Genomic DNA, 1,649 nt, shown 5'->3' with positions numbered 1-1,649 from the left:
AATACTCAATCAACGGCATCTTTAGCTTTTTCCTAGATTTACAACCTCTAAAAGTCTACTTAGAGGGTTTTACTTATTCAATAACTCATTAATTTAAATGGTTTCTAACATCCAAATTTCGTATAACCGCCATTATGTTAAATGGAAAATAAACATAAGTGAGATACAGGCATTTTTTCTTTATACTGAGATAATTTTTTGATTCGAATAAGATTTCTATTATGACTGAGGGAAAGGCTTTACTGTTACAGGCAAAAGTTACTGATAAAGATTTAGATACTTTCGAGAGCAAACTCTTAAATTTGTGCCAACAATATTTTTTAGATCCATTAAAGTCAGATCTTTTAATACCTAGCCGTTTAAAAGACATTGTAAAAAAATATGAAGAGAAACAAAGCCTAAGTAAATTTGAGGAAGTATATATTCATGAGTATATGCTCAGATCTTTAAGCGGTTTCCTGCCAGACTTTCAGAAAAAAATTAGACATAAAGTTGAATTAGAAAGAGTAGCTGAGGAAAAAATTCGTCAGGAGAAGTTGAGACTGGAAGCTATTGAAAAACAAAAGTTGCTTGAGTCAGATCCTGTTTATATTGCAAAGCAAAAAGAAAAAGCATTACTAAAAAAATACGACATTAATGAATATCTATCAGGGGCATCACCTACAGAGCTTTCTGAAATTTTGAATAAGCTAGAAAATGAAACAAGACTTTCTCAAGATGAGGCTGTTTGGTTAAATACAATAGGTAAAAAATTCTTTACTGCCAAAGTTCGTCATAAATTTCATCGATTAGAAGCTAATTATTATTTGCAGGAATATGCAAAGAACACCAAGAACATTTGGAATGCTATTAATGCTAGCAGTCAATTAAGAAAGTGTCAGGAAAGTCTTGAAGCAGAAGAATTTTTAGAAAAAATTTCCACTAATGGTATCAAGGATAAAAAATTATTATCTGCGTATTTCACTACTCTTGGTGGAGTTAGACGTGATCTTCGCAAGGTTAAAGTCGCGATTGATAATGCATCCAAAGCTCATAATTTAACTCCAGATAATTATCGTCCTTGTACTTTATTAGGCGCTATTTATATGGAAACGTACCAATATACACTTGGGCATGAGTGGTATGAAAAAGCTAGTGAACGAGGTGCAACAAATCAATCAATTAATGCTGATCTTAAAAGCATTATCTCTAAGATGGATAAAGCTAAACGTAATGAAATGATTGAACATTTATTGAAGTTAGATCCTCACGCATACTCATGGCTAAAGTCTCTAAAAACAGCCGTATTAAACAAGCCTACAAGTAAACAAAATAAAGTTGAGCAGTCAGTAAAAGCTCAGAAAAAAGCATCGCCACCACAGCCAAAGAAGAATGCTCAAAATAAGCAGCCTAAAAATTCTGAAAAAAGTTTAAAGGTCCTTTTAGAACAAGGAGCTAAGGCACACAATTTAAACCAACCAGTGAGCCTATCAAAACCCTCATGCATGAAGCCAAAGAAGAAATAATTTATTATTGAGTTTCGCTAAAATTAACATAATACACCTTATACGAAATGCGTTATAATTATCTATAGAAATCAATGCTGTAGTTTCTAGTTGATAGCCCGAACATCCCTGTTCGGGCTTTTTTTATGATTTTTCACGTTCCAC

At 32.6% G+C, this 1,649-nt stretch carries 1 protein-coding gene; it reads left to right on the top strand.

From position 1 onward, the window contains the following. The first annotated feature begins 221 nt into the window (after window positions 1-221). A complete protein-coding gene (locus tag FTU38_RS16655; RefSeq protein ID WP_180111892.1) occupies window positions 222-1,505 on the top strand; it encodes a hypothetical protein in 1,284 nt (427 codons plus the stop codon). Window positions 1,506-1,649: the final 144 nt, after the last annotated feature.

Origin of the sequence: Acinetobacter sp. YH12098 (assembly GCF_013419235.1) — a bacterium.
Classification (GTDB): Bacteria; Pseudomonadota; Gammaproteobacteria; order Pseudomonadales; family Moraxellaceae; genus Acinetobacter; species Acinetobacter amyesii.
This window is presented reverse-complemented; position numbering and strand designations above follow the sequence as displayed.

What these genes read in the sequence shown, in the direction of transcription:
- FTU38_RS16655 (WP_180111892.1), top strand. Translation starts at nt 222, where the DNA reads ATGACTGAGGGAAAGGCTTTACTGTTACAGGCAAAAGTTACTGATAAA.